Source organism: Pseudomonas sp. nanlin1 (genome assembly GCF_045571515.1).
Taxonomy (GTDB): Bacteria; Pseudomonadota; Gammaproteobacteria; order Pseudomonadales; family Pseudomonadaceae; genus Aquipseudomonas.
This window is the reverse complement of the sequence record NZ_CP124218.1, coordinates 156,828-178,437: the sequence shown is the minus strand read 5'-3', so window position 1 is coordinate 178,437 and position 21,610 is coordinate 156,828. Positions and strand designations below refer to the sequence as shown.

20 protein-coding genes are annotated in these 21,610 nt (G+C 59.6%); 6 read left to right on the top strand and 14 right to left on the bottom strand.

All coding sequences use genetic code 11. The annotated features are described in order from the left end of the window. Positions 1 to 33: 33 nt before the first annotated feature. Both QCL65_RS00860 and QCL65_RS00855 read right to left on the bottom strand, forming a co-directional pair. On the bottom strand, positions 34 to 921 hold the full coding sequence (locus QCL65_RS00860; RefSeq protein WP_407313961.1) for a lysophospholipid acyltransferase: 888 nt from the start codon (positions 919 to 921) through the stop codon (positions 34 to 36). Between the two features lie 37 nt (positions 922 to 958). Continuing rightward, on the bottom strand, positions 959 to 1,510 hold the full coding sequence (locus QCL65_RS00855) for a DNA-3-methyladenine glycosylase I (RefSeq protein ID WP_407313959.1): 552 nt from the start codon (positions 1,508 to 1,510) through the stop codon (positions 959 to 961). An 83-nt stretch (positions 1,511 to 1,593) separates the two neighbouring features. Here QCL65_RS00855 and glyQ point away from each other — a divergent pair, with 83 nt between their 5' ends. Genes glyQ through QCL65_RS00835 form a run of 4 tightly spaced genes read left to right on the top strand, consistent with a single transcriptional unit; the run spans position 1,594 to position 5,963 of the window. Next, positions 1,594 to 2,547 (top strand): glycine--tRNA ligase subunit alpha, encoded by a 954-nt coding sequence (glyQ, locus tag QCL65_RS00850; RefSeq protein WP_407313957.1) that lies wholly within the window; start codon positions 1,594 to 1,596, stop codon positions 2,545 to 2,547. Next, positions 2,544 to 4,598, top strand: coding sequence for a glycine--tRNA ligase subunit beta (glyS, locus tag QCL65_RS00845; RefSeq protein WP_407313955.1), 2,055 nt, complete (start codon positions 2,544 to 2,546; stop codon positions 4,596 to 4,598). Before glyQ ends, glyS begins: the two co-directional genes overlap by 4 nt. 3 nt (positions 4,599 to 4,601) lie before the next feature. Further along, on the top strand, positions 4,602 to 5,135 hold the full coding sequence (gene gmhB / locus QCL65_RS00840) for a D-glycero-beta-D-manno-heptose 1,7-bisphosphate 7-phosphatase (RefSeq protein ID WP_407313953.1): 534 nt from the start codon (positions 4,602 to 4,604) through the stop codon (positions 5,133 to 5,135). A 57-nt stretch (positions 5,136 to 5,192) separates the two neighbouring features. Continuing rightward, a complete protein-coding gene (locus QCL65_RS00835) occupies positions 5,193 to 5,963 on the top strand; it encodes a lysophospholipid acyltransferase family protein (protein ID WP_407313951.1) in 771 nt (256 codons plus the stop codon). Positions 5,964 to 6,162: 199 nt separating this feature from the next. Here QCL65_RS00835 and QCL65_RS00830 read toward each other — a convergent pair whose 3' ends face one another. After that, positions 6,163 to 7,506 carry an MFS transporter gene (locus tag QCL65_RS00830; RefSeq protein ID WP_407313949.1) on the bottom strand — a complete coding sequence of 448 codons (1,344 nt, stop codon included), beginning with the start codon at positions 7,504 to 7,506 and terminating at the stop codon, positions 6,163 to 6,165. A gap of 124 nt (positions 7,507 to 7,630) precedes the next feature. Further along, a complete protein-coding gene (locus tag QCL65_RS00825; RefSeq protein ID WP_407313947.1) occupies positions 7,631 to 8,140 on the bottom strand; it encodes an Lrp/AsnC family transcriptional regulator in 510 nt (169 codons plus the stop codon). Between the two features lie 170 nt (positions 8,141 to 8,310). On the opposite strand from QCL65_RS00825, the gene QCL65_RS00820 reads away from it, so the two are divergent. Then, on the top strand, positions 8,311 to 9,327 hold the full coding sequence (locus QCL65_RS00820; RefSeq protein ID WP_407313944.1) for a 1-aminocyclopropane-1-carboxylate deaminase: 1,017 nt from the start codon (positions 8,311 to 8,313) through the stop codon (positions 9,325 to 9,327). Positions 9,328 to 9,374: 47 nt separating this feature from the next. Here QCL65_RS00820 and QCL65_RS00815 read toward each other — a convergent pair whose 3' ends face one another. The 7 genes from QCL65_RS00815 to QCL65_RS00785 form a co-directional block, all read right to left on the bottom strand. Next, the gene (locus QCL65_RS00815) at positions 9,375 to 10,517 is read right to left on the bottom strand and encodes a M20 family metallopeptidase (protein ID WP_407313942.1); all 1,143 of its coding nucleotides are present in this window, start codon (positions 10,515 to 10,517) and stop codon (positions 9,375 to 9,377) included. Next, positions 10,517 to 11,923, bottom strand: coding sequence for a M20 family metallopeptidase (locus QCL65_RS00810; protein ID WP_407313940.1), 1,407 nt, complete (start codon positions 11,921 to 11,923; stop codon positions 10,517 to 10,519). The genes QCL65_RS00815 and QCL65_RS00810 overlap by 1 nt, the downstream gene beginning before the upstream one ends. Beyond that, positions 11,920 to 12,909 carry an ABC transporter ATP-binding protein gene (locus tag QCL65_RS00805; protein WP_407313938.1) on the bottom strand — a complete coding sequence of 330 codons (990 nt, stop codon included), beginning with the start codon at positions 12,907 to 12,909 and terminating at the stop codon, positions 11,920 to 11,922. The genes QCL65_RS00810 and QCL65_RS00805 overlap by 4 nt, the downstream gene beginning before the upstream one ends. Beyond that, positions 12,906 to 13,907 (bottom strand): ABC transporter ATP-binding protein, encoded by a 1,002-nt coding sequence (locus QCL65_RS00800; protein ID WP_407313936.1) that lies wholly within the window; start codon positions 13,905 to 13,907, stop codon positions 12,906 to 12,908. The genes QCL65_RS00805 and QCL65_RS00800 overlap by 4 nt, the downstream gene beginning before the upstream one ends. Before the next feature lie 12 nt (positions 13,908 to 13,919). Then, the gene (locus tag QCL65_RS00795; protein WP_407313934.1) at positions 13,920 to 14,822 is read right to left on the bottom strand and encodes an ABC transporter permease; all 903 of its coding nucleotides are present in this window, start codon (positions 14,820 to 14,822) and stop codon (positions 13,920 to 13,922) included. 12 nt (positions 14,823 to 14,834) lie between these two features. After that, complete coding sequence (locus QCL65_RS00790) at positions 14,835 to 15,752, bottom strand: ABC transporter permease (RefSeq protein WP_407313932.1); 918 nt, start codon at positions 15,750 to 15,752, stop codon at positions 14,835 to 14,837. A 63-nt stretch (positions 15,753 to 15,815) separates the two neighbouring features. Beyond that, a complete protein-coding gene (locus QCL65_RS00785; RefSeq protein ID WP_407313930.1) occupies positions 15,816 to 17,336 on the bottom strand; it encodes an ABC transporter substrate-binding protein in 1,521 nt (506 codons plus the stop codon). Between the two features lie 175 nt (positions 17,337 to 17,511). Here QCL65_RS00785 and QCL65_RS00780 point away from each other — a divergent pair, with 175 nt between their 5' ends. Further along, on the top strand, positions 17,512 to 18,459 hold the full coding sequence (locus QCL65_RS00780; protein WP_407313928.1) for a LysR family transcriptional regulator: 948 nt from the start codon (positions 17,512 to 17,514) through the stop codon (positions 18,457 to 18,459). Here the strand turns inward: QCL65_RS00780 and QCL65_RS00775 are convergent. Genes QCL65_RS00775 through QCL65_RS00765 form a run of 3 tightly spaced genes read right to left on the bottom strand, consistent with a single transcriptional unit; the run spans position 18,449 to position 21,485 of the window. Then, a complete protein-coding gene (locus QCL65_RS00775) occupies positions 18,449 to 19,258 on the bottom strand; it encodes an ABC transporter ATP-binding protein (RefSeq protein ID WP_407313926.1) in 810 nt (269 codons plus the stop codon). The genes QCL65_RS00780 and QCL65_RS00775 overlap by 11 nt on opposite strands. Continuing rightward, on the bottom strand, positions 19,255 to 20,331 hold the full coding sequence (locus QCL65_RS00770; RefSeq protein ID WP_407313924.1) for a FecCD family ABC transporter permease: 1,077 nt from the start codon (positions 20,329 to 20,331) through the stop codon (positions 19,255 to 19,257). The genes QCL65_RS00775 and QCL65_RS00770 overlap by 4 nt, the downstream gene beginning before the upstream one ends. 11 nt (positions 20,332 to 20,342) lie before the next feature. Then, positions 20,343 to 21,485, bottom strand: coding sequence for an ABC transporter substrate-binding protein (locus QCL65_RS00765; protein ID WP_407313922.1), 1,143 nt, complete (start codon positions 21,483 to 21,485; stop codon positions 20,343 to 20,345). Between the last annotated feature and the right edge of the window lie 125 nt (positions 21,486 to 21,610).

Sequence of the window (21,610 nt, the reverse complement as noted above, 5' to 3'; positions counted from 1 at the left end):
GCCGCAGCAGATCGGGGGCACGCCCCCGCTGCCTCAATACCAGCGCGCCTCGCCCGCAGGGCGCTTTTTGAAGCGCTTCATGCTCCACATGTATTGGCTGGGGTAGGCCCGCACATAGCGTTCGATGACACCGCTCATCGCCACTGCCGAGGTTTCGGTGTCGGTGCTGTACATCGCCTCGGGCGCGGCTTCCAGGATCACCTTGTAGCCAGAGCCGTCAGCCAGCCGCACCGCGTGCAAGAACACCCCGACCGCCTTGCCACCGGCCAGCATGTTCGGCACGAACTTGCTGGTGAGCGCCAAGGTGCCGAGAAACGGCACGAACATTCCGGCCGATTCTGCCGGTTCAGGGTCTGCGGGTATGCCGACCTGGCCGCCTTTACGCACTTCCTTGATGACACTCAGAATACCTTCCTTGGTCGAAGCGGCGACGCGGTTGCCCAACTGCACACGCTGCTTGCGCAGCAGGTCGTCGACCGCCTTGAGCTTGGGCGGGCGGTAGAAAATAATCGGGTTGCACTGGTTGCAATAGAAGTGATTGAGCACTTCCCAGTTGCCCAGGTGGCTGGTGATACCCACCACCCCCTTACCCGACGCCAAGGCCTCGGTGAGCACTTCCAGGCCCTGTACCTCACGTACCAGGTCGATGGAACGCTGGGCCGGCCAGATCCACGCGCAGGCACTTTCGGTCAGGGTCTTGCCAATGCCTCTAAGGCTTTGCCCCACCAAACGCTCATGCGCAATAGGGTCCAGCTCGGGAAAACACTTGGCCAGGTTGATACGCACCACATCGCGCGAGCGGGTCGGCAGCTTCCACATCAGCCAACCGATCGCCGCCCCCACCCACTGCACCGTGCGCCACGGAAGCAGTGCGAATAACCGCAGAGCGCCGACCATCAGCGCACCTTTAAACTTATCCACAGGGGACTCCTCTTTCTACAAGCCGCGCATTGTAGCGTCAGTGCGCAAGTGCTGCGTATCGATCGCAATCCAGGGTGTGGTCCATGACCATACCGCTGGCTTGCATAAAGGCGTAACAGATCGTCGGCCCTACAAAAGTAAAACCGGCCTTTTTCAAGGCCTTGCTCATGGCTTCGGCTTCCGGGGTCTGGGTGGGGACCTGGCTGCGGTCGGCCCGGTGATGGATGCGTGGCTGGCCACCGACGAAGCTCCACAACCAACTGGCCGGGTCTTCGAGGCGCAACCAGGCCTGGGCATTGCGCCGTACCGCGTTGAGCTTGAGGCGGTTACGAATGATGCCGGGGTCGTGCATCAATTCTTCGATGACCTCATCGCCCATAACGGCCAGGCGCTGCGGGTCGAAGCCGAACAGCACCTGGCGATAGCGCTCGCGCTTTTTCAGAACGGTGATCCAGGACAAACCCGCCTGGAACCCTTCGAGCAATAGCAACTCGAACAACGCGCCAGCGTCATGCTGTGGCACGCCCCATTCGCGATCGTGATAAGCCTGGTAAAGCGGATCTTCCGTGCACCAAAAGCAACGAGGCATAAGGCTCCATGGGGTAGAGGCGCGGCTGAATCGCGGTATACTCCCGCTCTTTATATTTGCAGCCCTAGAAACAGGTGAATTTCGTGAGCCAGCCTACGCCAGCCGTGCGTACCTTCCAAGACTTGATTCTCGCCCTCCAGCAGTACTGGGCCGAGCAAGGTTGTGTGGTGCTTCAGCCCTACGATATGGAAGTAGGCGCCGGCACATTCCACACCGCAACTTTCCTGCGCGCCGTCGGCCCAGAGACCTGGAACGCCGCCTACGTGCAGCCCAGCCGCCGTCCTACCGATGGCCGCTATGGCGAAAACCCCAACCGTCTGCAGCATTACTACCAGTTCCAGGTGGTGCTCAAGCCCAACCCGGACAACTTCCAGGAGCTCTACTTAGGCTCGCTCAAGCACATCGGCCTCGACCCGTTGGTGCACGACGTTCGTTTCGTCGAAGACAACTGGGAGTCGCCTACCCTGGGGGCATGGGGCCTGGGCTGGGAAGTCTGGCTCAACGGCATGGAAGTCACGCAGTTCACCTACTTCCAGCAAGCCGGTGGCATTGAGTGCTACCCGGTGACCGGCGAGATCACCTACGGCCTGGAGCGCCTGGCCATGTACCTGCAGGGCGTCGACTCGGTGTACGACCTGGTGTGGGCCGATGGCCCGTTCGGCAAGGTGACCTACGGCGATGTGTTCCACCAGAACGAAGTGGAGCAATCGACCTACAACTTCGAACACGCCAACGTCGAGAAGCTGTTCGAATTGTTCGACTTCTACGAGAGCGAAGCCAAGCGCCTGCTGGAATTGGAACAGCCACTGCCACTGCCCAGCTACGAAATGGTCTTGAAGGCCTCGCACACCTTCAACCTGCTCGACGCGCGCCGCGCCATTTCGGTGACCGCCCGTCAGCAATACATTTTGCGCGTACGCACCCTTGCCCGTGCCGTGGCCCAGGCCTACCTGCTGGCCCGTGCCAAGCTGGGCTTCCCCCTGGCAACCCCACAACTGCGAGATGAAGTGTTGGCTAAGCTGGAGGCTGCGCAATGAGTGCTCAAGATTTCCTGGTCGAACTGGGCACCGAAGAACTGCCACCCAAGGCCCTCAATACCCTGGCCGAAGCCTTTCTCGGCGGCATCGAAAAGGGCCTGCAAGGCGCTGGCCTGAACTTCAGCGCCAAGCGCGTGTTCGCCGCGCCCCGGCGCCTGGCGGTATTGATCAGCGCGCTGGATACCCAGCAGCCTGATCGCAGCATCAACCTGGATGGCCCGCCACTGCAGGCAGCGTTCGACGCTGAAGGCAAGCCGACCCAAGCGGCCCTGGGCTTTGCCAAAAAATGCGGGGTCGATTTAAGCGAAATCGACCAGTCGGGCCCCAAGCTGCGCTTTAGCCAAAACATCAAAGGCAAGCCGACGGCCAGCTTGCTGCCGACCATCGTTGAAGATTCGCTGAACGACCTGCCCATCCCCAAGCGCATGCGCTGGGGCGCGCGCAAGGAAGAGTTTGTGCGGCCGACGCAATGGCTGGTGATGCTGCTGGGTGATCAGGTCATCGATTGCACGATCCTGGCCCAGACCGCCGGCCGCGAGTCCCGCGGGCACCGCTTCCACCACCCGCAAAGCGTGCGTATCACTTCGCCAGCCAACTACGTCGAAGACCTGCGCAAAGCTTATGTGCTGGCCGATGCCAGCGAGCGCCGCGAGCTGATCGCCAAACGCACCGCCGAATTGGCCCTGCAGCAAGAAGGCAGCGCCATCGTGCCGCCGAGCCTGCTCGATGAAGTGACAGCCCTGGTCGAATGGCCGGTGCCGCTGGTCTGTTCGTTCGAGGAGCGCTTCCTCGACGTTCCCCAGGAAGCCTTGATCATCACCATGCAGGACAACCAGAAGTATTTCTGCCTGCTGGACGCCGATGGCAAGCTGCTGCCACGCTTTATCACGGTCGCCAACATTGAAAGCAAAGACCCCGCCCAGATCGTTCAGGGCAACGAGAAAGTCGTGCGTCCACGCCTGACCGATGCTGAGTTCTTCTTCAAGCAGGACAAAAAGCAGCCGTTGGAAAGCTTCAACCAGCGCCTGGAAAACGTCGTGTTTCAAGCGCAACTGGGCAGCGTTTACGACAAAGCCGTGCGCGTCTCGAAACTCGCGGCCTATATCGCGCCGCTGATCGGTGGTGATGCTCAACGTGCCGCGCGGGCGGGCTTATTGTCCAAATGCGACCTGGCCACTGAGATGGTCGGCGAATTCCCGGAAATGCAGGGTGTTGCCGGTTACTACTATGCCCAGAACGACGATGAAGCCGACGACGTAGCGCTGGCCCTCAACGAGCAGTACATGCCTCGCGGTGCGGGCGCAGAACTGCCGACCACCTTGACCGGCGCCGCCGTGGCGATTGCCGACAAGCTCGACACCCTGGTGGGTATCTTCGGCATCGGCATGCTTCCGACCGGTAGCAAAGACCCCTATGCCTTGCGTCGTGCAGCCTTGGGTATCCTGCGCATTCTCATCGAGAAGCAGCTGGACCTGGACCTGAACCAGGCCGTCGCTTTCACCGTGAATGCCTTTGGCTCGAAGGTCAAAGCCCCAGGCTTGGCCGACCAAGTGTTGGATTTTATCTTCGACCGCCTGCGCTCGCGCTATGAAGACGAAGGCATCGATGTCGGCGCTTACCTCTCGGTACGTGCCCTGAAGCCAGGTTCTGCATTGGACTTCGACCAGCGCGTACAAGCGGTTCAAGCCTTCCGCAAACTGCCGCAGGCCGCTGCCCTGGCCGCCGTGAACAAAAGGGTGTCGAACCTCTTGAGCAAGGCCGAAGGTGCTATCGCACCGACCGTCGAACCCAAGTATTTCGATAATGCCAACGAGTTCTCGTTGTATTCAGCGATCCAGCAGGCCGACCACGCGGTGGTACCGATGGCGGCAGAGCGCCGTTATCACGAGGCCCTCGCTCGCCTGGCTGCGCTGCGCGAACCCGTCGATGCGTTCTTCGAGGCCGTCATGGTGAATGCCGAAGACGCCAACGTACGCGCCAACCGGTACGCCTTGTTGGCACGCTTGCGTGGGTTGTTCCTGGGCGTTGCCGATATCTCGATGCTGGGGTAAGCCTTGAAGCTGCTGATACTGGACCGCGATGGGGTGATCAACCAGGACTCCGACGCCTACATCAAGTCGGTGGAGGAGTGGGTACCTATTCCTGGGTCCATCACGGCGATTGCCGACCTCAGCAAAGCCGGCTGGACAGTCGCCGTAGCGACTAACCAGTCCGGCATTGCCCGCGGTTATTACAGCCTGGCCACCCTGGACGCCATGCACCAGCGCTTACGCGATCTGGTGGTGGCACAGGGGGGTGAGGTGGGGTTGATCGTCTACTGCCCCCATGGTCCAGCCGAGGGTTGCGCCTGCCGCAAACCCCGTCCAGGGATGCTCGAGACCATAGCCGCGCATTACGCTACCCATCTGGACGGCGTGTGGTTCGTCGGCGACAGCCTGGGCGATTTACAGGCAGCTCAAGCCACGGGCGCTCAGCCGGTGCTGGTTAAAACCGGGAAAGGCATCAATACCCTGGGCAAGCCATTGCCCGCGGGCACACTGATTTTCGAGGACTTGGCGTCCGTCGCCCAGTCACTTATTCACCACTAGGCTTCCACGTTGGAAGCTTCAAAGAGAGCGGGGCTTCCCGCAACGGTAACTGCCGCTATGTCGATCTTGCAGGCGATCAGAGTATTTCTTTTTTACCTGCTGCTGGGTACCAGCTCATTGCTGTGGTGCACCCTGAGCTTTTTCATCGCACCGTTCTTGTCCTTTCGGGCGCGCTATCGCTTTATCAATGTCTATTGGTGCCGTTGTGCAATGTGGCTGACGCGGGTCATCCTGAACATTAAGGTAGAGGTCATCGGCGCCGAGAACATCCCACAAACCCCTTGCGTCATCGTGTCTAACCACCAAAGCACCTGGGAGACGTTCTTCCTTTCGGCTTACTTTCAGCCCATGAGCCAAGTGCTGAAAAAGGAACTGCTGTACGTACCTTTTTTTGGGTGGGCCATGGCCATGCTACGCCCGATCTCCATTGACCGTGACAACCCCAAAGCAGCGCTCAAAGAAATCGCCAGCAAGGGTGACAAGTTGCTCAAGGACGGCGTTTGGGTGCTGATTTTCCCCGAAGGCACCCGCGTCCCCTTTGGCAAGATTGGCAAATTCACCCGCAGTGGCAGTGCATTGGCCGCGAATGCCGAACTGCCCGTGCTGCCCATCGCTCACAATGCTGGCAAGTATTGGCCCAAAGAAGGGTGGGGTAAGCGCGCGGGCACTATTCAGGTGATCATTGGCGAACCGATGTATGCCCAAAGCAACGCACCGCGTGCCATCGCCCAATTGAACGACCAAGTGCAGGCGTGGAACGAGCAAGCGCAGCGAAGCTTGGGCTCACTGCCCGCACAACCTGAGGTGGTGACGGAGACCGTCATCTGATTCTGTGGATAACTTGTGTACAACCTTTTTCGAAAGCCTGAAATTGCATCTGCAACTCATTGTTTTTGCTGCTTATTTTCAATGGCTTCAACGTTATCAAAAAAGTGCATAAGTTTTTTCGCGGTATAAAAAAATCGGCATCTATTGCCGATTTTTTTATTCGCCATTTTTAGCGCGTTCCACGTGGAACATCTGCGTTTTAGCCGGGCATGGCCGCGGTGCTATCAGTATGATTTCCAGGGTGGGGATCACCATGGAGCGAGACCTGTGCGGTTTCCGGCAAGCAAAGCCCTCCTATCAGCGCCAATAGGGCGACCGCTATCAAATAAAAGGCGGGGGATAAGCTGCTACCCGTTTGAGTGATCAACCACGTTGCGATGAGCGGGGCAGTCCCGCCAAATAGGGTATACGCCATGTTGTAGGTGATGGCCGACGCGGTATACCGCGTCCGGGTAGGGAACACCTCAGACAGCAGCGCAGCAGTCACCACACCACATAGCACCGCGCCGGTGGCCAGCAGCGTGACACCCACCATGGCTGCGATAAATACACCGGAACTCGCTAGCAGAAAAGCCGGATAGACCACCACGGCAAGGCCGATGGCGGCCGTCGCCATGGTCGTGCGCCGGCCCACTTTGTCAGAAAAGGCTCCCGCCAGTGGGCAGATAGCTGCGGCGAAGATTAACGCCAAAACGGAAATCAGCAACGCCGATGCCCGGCTCAGCCCCCCGGCTACCTGCAGGTAAGTGGCAAAGTAGGTGGTGAACATATAAAACGACAAAGCCGTCAAAGACACAAAAGCTCCCAGCATCAACATGCTTCGGCCTTGAACTCTGAGGGTTTCGCGCAACGGTGAGTGCTCCGCACTATGCTCTGCGGTGACCGCTTGGAACGCCGGGGTCTCATCCAGGCGCCAGCGTAAGTAGAGCCCTACGATACCCAGCGGTGCGGCAATCAAGAAAGGCACGCGCCAGCCCCAGCTGCCCATCGCTTCTGCCGATAGGGCGCTTTCCAGGCAAAACGCGATGACCGCCGCACTGGCGAACGCGGCGAAGGTAGACACCGGGACAAAGCTGCCATACCAAGCGCGTTGAGTACGCGGCGCATGCTCCATCACATAGGCGCAAGCACCGGCATATTCACCGCCGGCAGAGAAGCCTTGCGCACAGCGGATGAGGGTTAGAAGCAGCGGGGCGGCGACGCCAATGGCGGCGTAGGTAGGCAACAGGCCAATCAAGGTGGTCGCCCCGGCCATTAGCAGAATAGTCATGGCCAACACTCGCTTACGGCCAATGCGGTCCCCCAGCATGCCGAAAACGATACCGCCCAACGGTCGAAACGCGAAGGCTACGGCAAACACTGCGAAGGTTTTGAGCAGGGCCGCACTGGCATCACCACTGGGGAAGAATTGCTGGGCGATGGTGGTGGCCAAAAAACCGTACACGGCGAAGTCGAACCATTCGACAAAATTGCCAACAGCGGCAGCACAGATCACTTTTTTCAGGGTAGCAGGGGCAACCTGCTGTTGCGCGCTATCAGTCATGCTTACCTCGACGAGCCGGTGATCGATACTCGATTATCGCGCGGCTAATAAAGGGCGGATGTCGGGGAGCGGCACCCACATAGCCGACGACGCGCACCCGCCGACTCTTTCTGCAAACTTAGCGTCAGATCGGCAAAACGGTGGTCGACATGACCTGTTTCAAACCCATGAAAGAACGGATCTGGCGGACGCCTGGCAGGTATAACAATTGTTCCGCGTGCAGGCGGTTAAAACTGTGGCTATCGCGCGTACGGATCATCATAAAGTAGTCGAACTCCCCCGTGACCACGTGCAGCTCCATGCAACCAGAGACCTTCTGCGCGGCGACTTCGAAATGGGTGAAAGACTCCGGCGTGGAACGGTCCAGCACAACGCCGATGATCACCACCATGCCGATGTCCAGCGCCTGCGGGTCGAGCAGGGCGACAATCCCACGGATCAGGCCGGCCGCCTTGAGACGTTCTACCCGGCGTAAGCAAGCCGGTGCGCTTAACTTCACTTTCTCTGATAGCGCCAAGTTGGACACCGAAGCGTCAGCCTGCAGAGCCTTGAGAATAGCCCTGTCGATTCGATCAAGCTCAGCAACGCTGGCACGGCCATCTTTGCTTCGCACACGTTCATTTGTTGCTTTCATGCAGGCCCTCGCATTCCACAAATTAGGCAAAGCGCTTTATTAGTTAATTAATCGCCAAAATTAAGCAACTCTTTGCAACCCGATATTTAGCCCTTTCTCCTAAGCTATTTATCCATCGGGGCGATGCATTGCATGCCCGCCGACCCTCCAACCCATCAGGAGCCTCCCCCATGAATCTCGAAAAATTCAAGCGCTACCCCCTGACGTTTGGCCCGTCGCCCATTACGCCCTTGAAACGCCTAAGCGAGCATTTGGGTGGCAAGGTAGATCTGTATGCCAAGCGCGAGGACTGCAATAGCGGCCTGGCATTTGGCGGTAACAAGACGCGTAAGCTCGAGTACCTCATCCCTGATGCCTTGGAGCAGGGCTGCGATACCTTGGTGTCCATCGGTGGTATCCAGTCCAACCAAACTCGCCAAGTGGCCGCCGTAGCCGCTCACCTGGGTATGAAGTGCGTCCTGGTACAGGAAAACTGGGTGAACTACTCGGACGCCGTGTATGACCGGGTGGGCAACATCGAGATGTCGCGCATCATGGGTGCCGATGTGCGTCTGGATGCGGCTGGGTTCGATATTGGTATTCGCCCCAGCTGGGAGAAGGCCATGGCCGATGTCCGCGAGAGTGGCGGCAACCCGTTTCCCATCCCCGCCGGCTGTTCCGAACACCCTTACGGGGGCCTGGGTTTTGTCGGCTTTGCCGAAGAAGTTCGCCAACAGGAGCAGGAGCTGGGCTTCAAATTTGACTACATCGTAGTGTGCTCTGTGACCGGCAGTACCCAGGCCGGGATGATCGTGGGCTTCGCGGCCGACGGTCGCTCCCAGCGGGTCATCGGTATCGACGCTTCGGCCAAACCCGAGAAGACCCGCGAGCAAGTGCTGCGCATTGCCCGCCACACCGCTGAGCTGGTCGACCTGGGCCGCCCGATCACCGCAGACGACGTGGTCCTCGACACCCGCTATGGCGGCCCTGAATACGGCCTCCCCAGCGAAGGTACGCTGGAAGCGATTCGCCTCTGCGCAAGCCTGGAAGGCGTTCTCACCGATCCCGTTTACGAAGGTAAGTCGATGCAAGGCATGATCGATATGGTCCGTAACGGTGAGTTTCCTGAAGGCTCGAAAGTGCTGTATGCCCACTTGGGTGGCGTGCCCGCGCTGAACGCTTATAGCTATCTGTTCCGCAACGGCTGATAACCACCTGGCCCCGGCTGGCGAAAGCCGGGCGGGGCCAGCGGCCATCAGGCTTGCTCGGCCAGACGCAGGATCGTGCCCACCAACGCCTGGGCTCGCGGTACCAAGGTGTTGAGCTCCAGGTACTCGCGGTCTGTGTGCACTTTGCCGCCTACCGGGCCCAAGCCACATAGCGTGGGTATGCCCAGGCTGGCGGTGAAACCTGAATCGGCGCAACCACCGGTAAACTCGCCTTCAACCGCGAAGCCCAATGCCAGGGCCTCTTTCTGATAAAGCGCCAGCAGGCTTGCACTGTGCTGCGCTTCCATGGGCAGGAACGTCGTGCCTTCGACGACCTTGGCCTGGGTGCCTGGCAGCTCGGGCTCGGCGACGATGGCCTCCACCTGCTCGCGGATACCTTGCCAATGCGCCAGCTCTACGAAGCGAATGTCCAGCTTGGCCGAGGCGAAAGGCGCGACGGTATTACTCGATGTTCCCCCAGAGATCAGCCCCACATTAGTGGTGATGCCCCGTGCATAGTCAGTCAGGCCGTGGAGCTTGACGACTTTGCGCGCCAGAGCCTCGATCGCGCTGGCGCCGTCGGCATGGTTGACCCCGGAATGAGCGGCACGCCCAGTGACTTCGATGGTGAGCGAAGCCCCCCCTTTACGCGCGCTAACCACATTGCCACTGGCTCGCCCCGGTTCAGTGTTGAGTACCGCGCGCGCCTGCGAGGCGACCCGTTCGATGGTTGAGCGGGCGCTGGCAGAGCCGATTTCTTCGTCACCGGTATAAAGCACCTGGACCGGGAAGGGCAGTGGCCCGGCACGCCGCAACGCCTTGAGGGCAAAGCAGTCGAGTACCAGCCCCCCTTTCATATCCGCCACACCAGGCCCAAAAGCCAGGTCACCTTCGCGGCGGTAACCACGGGCTTGCACGGTGCCTTGAGGAAACACTGTATCGCGATGCCCCATCAGGAGCACCGGTTTGCCGGGGCCACCGGGGAGCTCGGCCAACAGCAGGTCGCCGAACCCTTCGACCGGGGTACGCACCACTTGGATACCGTCGGTTGACAGCTCCTCCAGCAAAGCAGCGCCCACGGCATCCACGCCGGATTTGTCGTAGCTATTGGAATCGATATTGACCAACGTCGCCAACAGCGCTTGCATCGCCTCGCCTTGCTCCGCCAGCCAATGCAGGGCGGCGTCCATTAGGCACACTCCTTGACCAGGCGCGGACCGTCCTCACCAAGGTCCCAGAAAATGCCCGCCATAATTTGCAGGCTTTCCCGCACCACAGGGGCGAGCAGGTGTTCGTTCGGCGCATGTTGGGAGCACGCCGGGTATGAATGCGGGATCCATACGGTGGGCAAGCCCAGCACTTCTGCGAACACATCGTTGGGCAAAGAGCCTCCCAGGTTAGGCAGCAAGGCGGGTTGCTTGGCGGTAGTACGGGCCAGGGAATCGGACGCCCAACGCACCCAGGGGCTGTTGGGGTCTAGCCGCGTTGCATGCATAACGTCCATCTTGGTGCCTTGCACCTGCACCTGGTCAAAGCCATGGGCATCGAGGTGCGCACGGATCGCCGGAATAAAGGTTTGGTAGTCGCTGTCCACCGTGAAGCGGATGTGGCACAGCGCCCAAGCGCGGCCGGGGATCGCATGCACCGGCGCTTCTGGATTGCCGGTTTTAAAGGTCAGAACATCTAGGGTATTCCAGCCAAATACTTTTTCACTGCCACTGAGCCCCGGCTCGCCCCAGTTCGGGTCGATCGCCGGGTCACCAGGGCCCGAGCCCACTTCGATGTCCGCCAAGGCCGCTTTGACCGCTGCAGGAATAGCCTTGGGCTTCAACGCCGCGACTTTGACCTGGCCTTTTTGGTCGACCAACGACGCCAAGGCATTAGCCAGAATGATGCCCGGGTTGGCCAGCAGCCCGCCCCAGTTCCCCGAGTGGTGAGCCCCCTCGCGGCAGGTGACACTCAGTTCAAAGTTGAACACACCGCGCGAACCTAGAAATAACGTGGGCCTTGCAGCCGACAAGCGCGGGCCGTCTGAGGCGATAAACACATCGGCGGCCAGCTCTTGCGGGTGTTCAGCGCAGAACTGGCTCAAGCCTGGCGACCCGTCTTCTTCGCCCATCTCCAATAACAGTTTGACGTTGAAGCCCAGCGTACCGTCGCGCACCTTGATCACTTGTTCCAGTGCCGCCAGGTTGATCAGGTGCTGGCCTTTGTTATCTGCAGTACCGCGGCCATACCAACGATCCCCTTCGACCACGACCTGCCACGGCGCCAAGCCCTCACGCCACTGCGCGTCGTAACCGCGCACCACGTCGCCGTGACCGTAACTCAGGACCGTCGGTAGTGCTGAGTTTTCCATGCGCGTGGCAATCATCAAGGGGCCACGGCCCGCCACCGGGTTGTCGTGGATGGTGACGGTAAAACCCATGCCTTCGACATAGGGCTTGATGAAGCTTTCCAGGTAGCGATACAACTCGCCCAGGCGCTCTGGGTTTTGGCTTTCAGTGGGGTGGCCCACGCTGCGGTTTAGTCGTTCGAGAAAGCGCCCGCTGTCGAAATGTTCAGCGGCATGATCGATGGCCTGATTGCGACTCATGAGGCGATTAACTCCAAAGGTTGGGTAGGCGCTGCATTTAAATGGCACGCGACGCGGCCGCCAGCGATTGGGCTACTGGCGGGGCTTAAGCTGGCACACGGGGCGAAGGCTTTCGGGCAACGGGGGTGGAACGCGCAACCACTGGGCGGCGAAATCGGGTTGGGGAACGTACCGCTGAGGCCGATATCAGGAATCCCCAAGCTGGCGTCCGGTGTTAACACCGAGTCGAGCAAGGCGCGGGTGTAGGGGTGCCCAGGTTGCGCGAATAGCGCCTCGCGACTGCGCTGTTCAACGATCCGCCCCAGGTACATCACGGCTACCCGGTCAGCCAAATGCTCGATGACCGCCAAGTTATGGCTGATCAGCAGGTAGGTCAGGCCAAACTCTTGTTTGAGTTCCAGCAGCAGGTTGAGAATTTGCGCCTGCACCGATACGTCCAGCGCCGAGGTGGGCTCGTCACAGATCAAGACATCGGGGCGCATGATCAACGCACGAGCGATCGCCACGCGCTGGCGCTGGCCACCCGACAACTGGCCTGGATAGCTGTCGATAACTCGCTTGGGCAGGCCGACGATGTCGAACATGCGTTCTACCTGCTGGCGCTGTTCCTTGGCCGTGCCCAACCGATGCACGATCAACGGCAAGGTTACGATCTGGCGCAGGGTCTTGCGCGGGTTCAGGGAGGAGTAGGGGTCCTGGAAGATCGGCTGGATATGCCGGGACATCAGGCGCCGATCGGCTGCGGTCAAGTGCTTGCCATTGACCAGCACATCACCACTGGTGGGGGGCAGCAAGCCCAGCAGCATTTTCGCCAAGGTACTTTTGCCACAACCCGACTCACCGACCAGGCCCAGGGTTTCACCGCGCATCAAACGCAGCGAAACCCCGTCGACCGCCTTCAGCGTGGCGGGCGCTTTGAACATACCCCGGCTGATGGTGAATTCACGGCGAATGTCACACAACTCCAACGCAATATCGCGGCTCATCGGCCACCTCCATTAACCCGCATGGGTGCCTGCTCAGCCAAGTGGGCATTGATACAGCGCACGCGATGCCCTGCCACCGATTGCTCCGGCACCGGCGCCGCGCACGCATCGACAGCCTGGCTGCAGCGGTTACGAAAGGCACAGCCGGTTTGCTCACCCACCAGGCTCGGCACCAGCCCTGGGATCGATCCCAATGGCTGGCCGGGGCGAGTACGCCCCGGGATTGGGATACTCGCCAACAACCCTTGGGTATAAGGATGCTGCGGGTGTTCAAACAGCGCCCGCGCGGGCGCGGCTTCGACGATTTCGCCGGCATACATGACCGCTACCCGGTCGGCAATGCGGGCCACCAGGCCCAGGTCGTGGGTGATAAAGATGACGGCCGTGCCGGTAGCCTTTTGAATGTCACGCAGCAGCCGCAGGATCTGCGCCTGAATGGTCACGTCGAGTGCGGTGGTGGGTTCGTCGGCAATGATCAGGTCGGGCTCGCACATGAGTGCCATAGCAATCACCACCCGTTGACGCAGACCACCCGAGAGTTGGTGAGGGTACTGGCGTAAGCGCTCGACAGGATTGCTGATGCCTACCTTCTCAAGCATTTCTCCAGCCTTTTGCCAGGCTTCACGACGGGAGACTTTGCGATGTTGGCGCAGCACCTCAGCCAGTTGGTCGCCAATGCTGTAGGCCGGGTTAAGGGAAGTCATTGGCTCTTGGAAGATCATCGCCAAGCGGTTGCCACGCAGGTCACACATACGCTGTTCGGTTTGCGTCAACAGGTCGATGCCATCTAGCGTCAGGCGGGTCGCCGTACGCTGGGCTTTGCGCGGTAGCAGATCCATCAAGGCCAGGGAGGTGAGGGATTTGCCACAGCCGGATTCACCGACGATGCACAGCATTTCACCGCGTTCGACTTGAAAGTCCAAACCGCGCACGGCGTGTAGGGTGCCGTGTTCTAAAGGAATATCGATACGCAGGTTTTCCACATGCAAAAGCGCCATGGTTCAAGCCTCCTAGTTGCGCCCGTCGGGCAGGACCAAGTCGCGAATACCGTCGCCCAGCAGGTTGATTGCCAGCACCAGTAACATCAGGGCTACCCCCGGGATCGCAATCACCCAGGGTGAGAAGAACATGTAGGGTTTACCTTCGGCGATCATCAGGCCCCACGAGGGTATTGGCGGCTGCACCCCCACACCGAGGAATGACAACGCCGACTCCAGCAAAATGGCATGGGCCATCTCCAACGTGGCGACCACGATGAGGGCGCCGAGCAAATTGGGCAGGATCTCGCTAGCCAGAATCCGCAAGGTCGAGCAACCCAGCGCCTGCGCCGCCGCCACATACTCGGCATCGCGAATCTGCTGCACCGCCGCACGCACCACCACCGCAAAACGGTCCCACAGCAGGCAGCCCAACAGGACGATCACTACTTTAAGCGAACCGCCCATCAGCGACGCCGATGCCAAGGCCACCATCACCACCGGCATCGCCAGGCGGGTGGTGATCAGATAGCTGATCAACGCATCCACCTTGCCGCCGAAATAACCCGCCAATAATCCCATGACCGTACCGATCAGCCCGGAGATGACGGCCGCCGCCAGGCCGATGAACAACGAGATACGTGCGCCGAACAACAAACGCGACAGATAATCGCGGCCCAGCTTGTCGGTGCCCAACGGGTTGTCCCAACTGCCTTTGGCCATCCAGACCGGGGGTTTCATGCGTTGCATGACGTCTTGGGCATAAGGGTCATGGGGGGCCAGCAGCGGTGCGAACAGGGCACCGAGAACGATCAGCAGCAATAACCCGGCGCCGATGGCGAAGCCACGGTGGCCCAGGCACTTGCGCAGCAAGCGACCGACGCCGGTCGGCGGCGGCAGGTAGTCGTTGACCGTCAAAGTAATTGGGGTACTCATGGGGGAGGCCTCCTAGCGCACACGGATGCGCGGGTCGAGCACTGCGTTGAGCAGGTCGGCCAGCAACGTGAGGACGATGTAGATCAGGGCGATCAGCAGGACCACCGCCTGGACCACTGGAAAATCATCGCGGGCAATAGCATCCCAGGCCAGTTGACCTACCCCTTGCAGGGAAAACACCGTTTCGATCACCACCGAGCCGCCGAGCATAAAACCGAACTCAACGGCGGCCAGCGCCACCACGGGAATCAACGCATTACGCAGGGCGTGCTTGAACAACACGCGCCCTGGCCGTAACCCTTTGGCCCGGGCGGTACGGATATAGTCGGAAGCGAGCACATCGAGCATGCCGGCGCGGGTCAGGCGCATGATCGCTGGGGTTGCGTAATAACCCAGCGCGATGGCCGGCATAACGAAATGCGACCAGGTGGCGTTTCCAGACACCGGCAGCCATTTCAGGGTTACCGCAAACACCACAATCAGCATCAAGGCAAACCAGAAACTCGGCATGGCTTGGCCCAGCACCGCAATGCTCAGGGCTAGCCGGTCGACCCACGTGTCACGCTTCACCGCTGCCAACACGCCCAAGGGGATCGCCACCAATAGCGCGATGCTCAAGGCCAACGCGCCCAGACTCAAGGTGATCGACAGCCGAGAGGCGATCAGGTCGTAGACCGATTCCTGAAAAAAGAATGAGTCGCCTAGGTCCAGCCGCGCAACGTCCCCGAGCCAACTCAGGTATTGAGTCGGTAGCGGTTTGTCCAAACCGTATTGCACGCGAATCTGCTCAATCTGTTCGCTGCTGGCTTCCGGCCCGCCGATGGCTGTCGCCAGATCGCCGGACAGATGCAGCAGCGAGAAACTGATGATCGAGACGGTAATGGCAACGCATACAGCGATACCTAGTCTGCGTAGGAGAAATCCAAACATGGCGTATACCTTTGGCGCGTGGCAGAGCCACGCCAGGTCGTCAGGCCCGGCGTAGCATGCTCATCAGTTCCAGCGTGACAATACGAAACGAGGCAATTCATCCTGATACGGCTTGAACTGCAGTTCGTGGTTGTAGGCGTAGTTCAACGAGTAGTTGAACAGGGGAGCCCAATAGGCTTGCTCACTGATGCGCCGCAAGGCTTTGCGGTAGTTTTCCTTACGTACTTCCGGGTCCAGGGCGTTGTCGGCGGTTTTCAGCCAGCCTTGCACCTCGGGGTCCTTGATGTTGTCGTCCGGGTTGCCTTTGAACCAAGTGCCTGCGGAGGCCGATGTGTCGAGAATCGAGAACGAGCCCCAGGCCTGGAACGAGATAGGCACATGGCCGCCACGCTGCTGGTCACGTAGGGCGGCGTATTTGAGGTAGCGAAGCTTGGCGTTGATACCGACGGCACGCAGGTTGCCAATGATCGCTTCGACATAGTCGCGGTCTCGGTAGGCGAAGATCTCGGTCTCGAACCCGTTGGCATAGCCGGCTTCTTTGAGCAGCGCTTTGGCTTTGGCCGGGTCATAGTTGTAAACCGTCGCGGCGCTTTCATCGCAACCGAATTGCGCCGGGTAGCAGGCCACCTGTAGAGGCTTGCTTTCACCCCCCACCAGTTGCGAAGCCAGCCCTTCACGGTTAATGGCGTGGTTAATCGCTTGCCGAACCTTGAGGTTCTTCATCGGCGAGTTTTCCGAGGATGTCCCTCGGGCATCGAGAATCAAAAACCCAATACGCATGGTGCCGCCGCTGACCACCGTCAGGTTGGGCATCTGCTTGAGTTGCTCAGCCTGGTCCGGGGCCACCCGCCAAATCCAGTCGACCCCGCCGGTCATCAACTCGGCGGTACGGGTCTCCGCGTCGGCAATTACCTTGAATTGCACATGCCGGATGTGTGGCATGCCTTGGGGGCTGTCCTTGAAATAGTCATCGTTTTTCTCCAGGGTCACGCCCTGGCCAGCGACGACCGAAGTCACCTTATAAGGGCCGGTGCCAATAGGCTTTTTGCTGTAGCCGGCCAGGCCGACTTTTTCGAAGTAGGCTTTGGGGTAGATAGGCACGGCGTTGGATAGGTATTCCAGGGCGGGCGGGAAGGGCTTTTTCATGTGCAGGCGGACTTTGAAATCACCGATCTTTTCGGCACTGGCAATCCAGTCGACGTTCTGTACGGTCACCACCTTGGCCTCAGGCGACACCACCAGGTTCAAAGTGAACACCACGTCATCGGCGGTCAGGGGCGAGCCATCATGAAATTTAACGCCCTGACGAATATCGAACTCCAGCGTGGTGTCGTCCACCTGTTTCCAGGCGGTAGCTAACATGGGCTTGTATTGGCCGCTGTCGGGGTCGCGGTACACCAGGTTGTCCCAGGCCAAGCGCGCCAGCACCACGCCTTCGCGTAGGTCGTTGTGATAGGGGCTGATGTTTTCCGGTTCGCTGTCTGAAGCAAAGACCAGCGTATCGTTGGCTTTGTTAGCGAAGGCTGAAGCCGAGAGGAGCATGCCCAACAGTAAGGCACTGTGAGCGAAACCTTTGATACCCATGCCGTCGTCTCCGTGGCGAGTGATTTTGGATCAAAGGGCAGGGGGCGCAAATGCGTAGAAGAAGGTGACCGATCTTTTTATAGGCTCTCGACAAGATCCTAGGCAAAGCGTATCAATGCCACAAGCACCTTCTTTCGAATGTCTCATTGCCAAAAAGGCAAACCTGGGAGCAGCGATGCAACTTTACGGCGTTCAATCCACCGCCATGCGCTATTTCCTCGAGGTCGCGCGTTGCGGTTCCATCAGCGAGGCGTCGGAGCGCTTGAACGTCGCCGCGTCCGCGGTCAGCCGGCAGATCGCTAAGCTGGAACGTGATGTGGACAGCATTTTGTTCGAGCGCCGTGCCCGTGGCATGCATTTGAGTGAGGCCGGAACACGCCTCGCGGCCTACGCTCGCAAGTCTGAACTCGAAGCCCAACAGGTGATCTCCGAAATCAAAGAGCTGCATGGCCTGCAGCGCGGGCTCGTGCGGATCGGTTGCTCCGAAGGGTTCGCCATGGAGTTTCTGCCGAAAGCCATTGCCGACTTCCGCCGTGAATACGACGGCATTCACTTCACCCTTGAAGTCTTCCCACCGATCATGGCATCGGCCAAAACCCGCAACGGCGATGTCGACTTAGCCCTGACTTATAGCTTGAGCCCGGAACGGGAAATTAAAGTCGAATACGCGATCACCGGCGTCATCCAGGCCATCGTTTCCAACCAGCATCCCTTGGCCCATTGCACCTCGGTGTCGCTGGCGCAACTTCAGGAATACCCCATAGCACTGCCGATGCCGGACACCACTTTGCGCCAACTCTTCGACATTTGCTGTGCCACTCAGGGGTTGTACTTTGACCCGGTATTGACCAGCAATTACTTCGGCACGCTGTACCGCTTCGTCATGGATGAAGGAGGGATCAGCCTGTCGGGCGAGTTGACCCTGCACGATCGGGTGGCGCACAAGGAACTGTGTGCGCTCCCCATTGTTGATACCGACATGCACGCGCGCCGAGTCGAATTGCAAAGTATGGCTGGGCGCAATTTACCGCCCGCCGTGGCCGCCTTCAGGGATTTCCTGGTAGAACGCCTAAGAAACGTTCAAGGCGGCCACATCAAGAAAAACCCTGCAATCATGCCGTAGTGATGGCCTGACCGCGCATCGACTCCAACACCGACACCGGATAGATCGCGGTGTAAGTGCCCTCATCAACACTGAGCGCACGACAGTCCACCCCATAGACCTGGGCCAGGTTTTCTGGGGTCAAGGTGGTGCGCGTGGGCCCACTGCAGTGGACATGGCCGTGGTGCAACATCAAGGTGTCGTCAGCGTAGCGGCTGGCCAGGTTCATGTCATGAAAGATGGCCAGGGTCACGATGTTCTGCTGCCGAGTGTAGGTGCTCACGGCTTCCAGAATTTGCAGCTGGTTGGCCAGGTCCAGCGCCGATGTGGGCTCATCGAGCAACAGCAGGCGAGGGCTGCGCACCAGGGCGAGGGCCAGCGATATCATCTGCCGCTCGCCGCCAGACAATTCGCCTGGCTGACGCTCGGCAAAACGTTGCAGCCCGAGCAACTCAAGCATCTCACTGGCTTTACGCTGCGCATCTTTACCGGTCGCCCAGCCCCGTGAACTGCCCTGTTGCGCCAGTAGCAGCAGCTCATAGGTGCTGAGGCGCACATCAAGGTGAGCCAGGTCTTGCGCGACATAGCCAATAAGCTGCGCACGCACTACTGGCGTGGCACTCAGCAGATCGATGCCATCGATGGTCGCCGAACCCTGTGCTTTAGTCAGGCCGCACAAGCCTTTCATAAAGGTCGATTTACCCGCGCCGTTGGCGCCCAGCAACGCTAGGGTACGGCCCTGCGTGGCTTCGACAGCCAAGCCCTTGAGGATCGGCTTGCCACCGAGGGTTACGCGGTAATCAGCAGTGGCGAAGCTCATCGTGAAGTCAGCCTTTTGTCGCGAAGAATAAGGATGATGAAAAACGGCAAGCCGATCAGTGAAGTCACCATGCCGATGGGTAACACGGCGCCCGGTACGATGAGTTTGCTAGCCAGTGACGCCAAGGTGACGAAGATGATCCCGCACGCCACCGTCACACCAATGGTGAACCGCTGATCTTCACCCACCAGCAACCGCGCCACGTGGGGTGCAACCAAGCCGACGAAGCCGATGATGCCCACTACGGAGGTTACGGCCCCGGCCAGCAGCGCAGCCAACATCAACATGATCGTCCGCAGCCTGCGTACCGGTACGCCAAACACTACCGCTTGTTCGCCGAAGCTGCGCAACGCGGTAAGCGCCCACGCTTGGACCAGCACCACGGGTAGCGCAATGACTGCGATCACCGCACACAGTGCCACCTTGTTCCAGGTGGCGTGCATCAACGAACCCATTAGCCAGAATACGATGCTCTGCAGTTGGTCGACGCTGGCCACGTACTGCACCAGCCCCAACAGCGAGCTGAAAACAAAATGCACGGCGATGCCGAGCAGGGTGATGGCTTGTAAACCCACATGCCCGCGGGTCAACAGCAGGATGATGCCGACCGTCAGCAACGAGAAAAGGAAAGCATTGGCGGTGACCAATAGATCGCCACCAAAACCCGGCAAGCTCTGCCCCAAAGAAAAGTTGAAAGCCAGGGCCAGGGATGCGCCAAAACCTGCTGCCGAGGAAATGCCTAAGGTGAAGGGCTCCGCCAGTGGGTTATCCAGCACCGTCTGCATCATCAAACCGGCCAGCGCGAGGCAGGTGCCGGCGAGCACCGCCATCAAGGTCATGGGCATGCGCAGTTCCCATAGGATGACTCGGGTGCTGGCGTCGACACTGTCGGGCTGCAGCAAACCGTTGACGGCCTGTGCAAACGTTAACGTACCGGAGCCGACGATCAAGTCAGCGACAAAAGCGCCTCCGGCGATCACCAGCAGACCAACCAGCAATGCGCTGCGGCGCCACACGGTTTGCGCATAACGGGTTTGATAGGCACTCGGCGGGAGTGCAGATTCGCGGGTCATGGTTACGTCATTCATTGATTGGCGGGGGCGGGGGCGTAGAGCACTGCGGGCACTGCTTTGAGCCCTGTGAGGCCAAACAGCGTATTCAAGCTGGCGGTAGTGTCCAACTGGTGTGCGGCGTCTGGATAAAACGACTGGCTGAGGTATTCAAGTGCCAGAATATTCCAGGAGCTGGCATAGAACTGGTGATAAATACCATACACGCGGCCATTCTGGCTGGCTTGCAACTGAGCGAAACCTGGACGCTTCTGCAGCAGGCTCAGCGCGCGGTCCACCGCACTGCGCTGGACCCGTTCGCCGAAGCCAAACGGTGGCGCCACCGAGGTGTTGCCCGAGAACTGCGTCCCGGTCATGACGTACACGTCTGGCTGCTTACCCAGCAGGGTCTCCAATGTCACTTCACCAGTGGCTCCCGGTACCAGCTGCGAACCCAAGTTCACCCCCCCGGCCGCCTGCACCAACTTGCCCCAATACACATCACCGTGGGTAAAGCAGCACGCCGAAGGCCCACCTTGACCGGCTTTGGCCTCAACGAAAACCACCGGCTTTTTGCTGTGCTGTTGGGTAATGCCGTCAATCTTGGCCAAGCGGTTCTGGTAAAAATCCAGGTAGGCTTTGGCTTCGTTCTCGCGGTTCAGCACCTTGCCCAGCAGCGCTACGGTTTTTTGGCTGTTGACCACAGGGTCGAGGTCGCTGTCGACAAACACCACCGGGATATTCAGGGCGGCCAACTTCTTCGCCACACCGGCATTCTCCAACGAAGCCCTGGCACGGGTCTGGAAGACCAACAAGTCAGGCCGCGCGGCCACGACCGCTTCCAGGTTCAGATCACCTTCATCGCCGAACTGCATGTCGGTGGCCTTATTGGCACTTTGCGGCCAACGATTGGCAAACACATTCCAGGTATTGGCGTCCGAACGCTTGATGATGTTGTTCCACGCCACGATCCGCTGGAAAGGATCCTCACGGTCCAACAGCGCCAAGGTGAAGAGATCACGCCCATCCTGCAACACAATCCGCTTGGGCTCGTGGGCGATTTCAACTTGCCGATTCGCAACATCGGTCACAGTCACTGGGTAAGTGGTGGCGTGGGCAAGCGTCTGGCCCGCAAGAAGCAGGCTAACACCGGCGGCGAGGTGTTTGAGTGAGCGCATCGAAAGAGGTCCGTAACGTTTGAGAGAGCTGCTTGAGCGAACAGGGTTCGACCAGGTGCCTGAGAAAAGTGCGGCTAGAGTAGCGGAATTATTCTCATTCGTCAGATATTGGCGGGTGAAGTTAT